This is a genomic window from Cryobacterium luteum (genome assembly GCF_900110125.1).
Classification (GTDB): domain Bacteria; phylum Actinomycetota; class Actinomycetes; order Actinomycetales; family Microbacteriaceae; genus Cryobacterium; species Cryobacterium luteum.
Genome location: NZ_FOCN01000071.1, coordinates 1 through 1,154, shown reverse-complemented (window position 1 = coordinate 1,154; position 1,154 = coordinate 1). Strand labels below are relative to the sequence as shown.

The following is a 1,154-nucleotide window of genomic DNA, read 5'->3' as shown; positions in this document are numbered from 1 at the left end:
TTGTGCTCTTGATCACCGGTGGTTTTGTGCAGTCCCTTAACTTTCTGCTATGGGTCGGCGTGGTGTTGTTGGTTCTCGCCGTGATCGCATTCCTGATTCGAATGGTTTCAGGACGTCGAAACGTGTAACGACCAACGAGACACATCTGGGCCAATGCACGCAACGGCCGATCGTGCCGATGCTGAGTCACTGGGAAACGGTCACCGGACACCCCAGCCAGCACCGTGTCGTGCCGGTCGGCCAAGGGGCGCGCGACATCATTGCTCGCTCTCGGTTTCACGATTCTTCCTCGGGGCGCGTGTCCTCCACCGCCCAGCTCAGGCCGTGGCCGATCCGATCCATCCGCTCGGTCCAGGCGTTCTCTTCTTGATCCAGCAGTCAACTACTCCAATTCGCACGGCGCGACCGTCGCCCCCTCCTCAACTCTGCAGTTCGCTTCCAGCATGGTCAGCACGCTGCACCTCAGCGGCCTACCCTCATACTCAAGCGAGCCCAAGGTCTTGCGAGTCTCCGGCGACACCGGTCACGTGCTGATCACAGATGTCGCACGCCTGGTCCTGCAGATTCGCACTCCAGCAGACGCACAAGCTGGCGCCGGGTCGGCCAGAACGTCACGACTTTTTCACACCCACCGAAAGCGCCATCTCCGGCAGCAAAACGAGACCTGCACCTGCGCGATTTCGTGGGCGAGGTTGAAGCCTCTCGCCGCGCAACCCCAGCGCATGAAGTCACCTCAAGCAACGCCGCTGACAACGTCAGCACCATGCAGTTGTGCGAACTCATCCTCCGCAACTGAGCTCCTGTCTCGCCCGTCCATAGGCCGCAGCCTGCCTGACGAGTGGCCGCTCCGGTAACCGCTGGGGGCGCGAAAGGATGGACCTGCACTCCTACCGACGGCTGATCAGGGGCGCGGCGAAGAATTCTCGCTCGTGCCCGGCCGACGCGCGGAACGCCTGGGCCATGTGGTGCCGCGACGGTTCATCCGCGGTGGCGGCAACCGTGGTGACGATCTCTATTGCGCGGGCGGTGGAGGCAGCGAACTCCTCATCCGCGTAGGTATCCAGCCAGCTGCGGTACGGATGCGCGTCGTGCGAGAGCGGATGCAGCCGCCTACCGACATCCTGATACATCCAGAAGCACGGCAACAGCGCCGC

Annotated in this window: 1 protein-coding gene; it reads right to left on the bottom strand. The window is 62.7% G+C overall.

The annotated features are described in order from the left end of the window. Positions 1–887 precede the first annotated feature (887 nt). Positions 888–1,154 (bottom strand): TenA family protein (locus BMW72_RS18260; protein ID WP_482764172.1); only part of this gene is annotated, 267 nt, incomplete at its 5' end.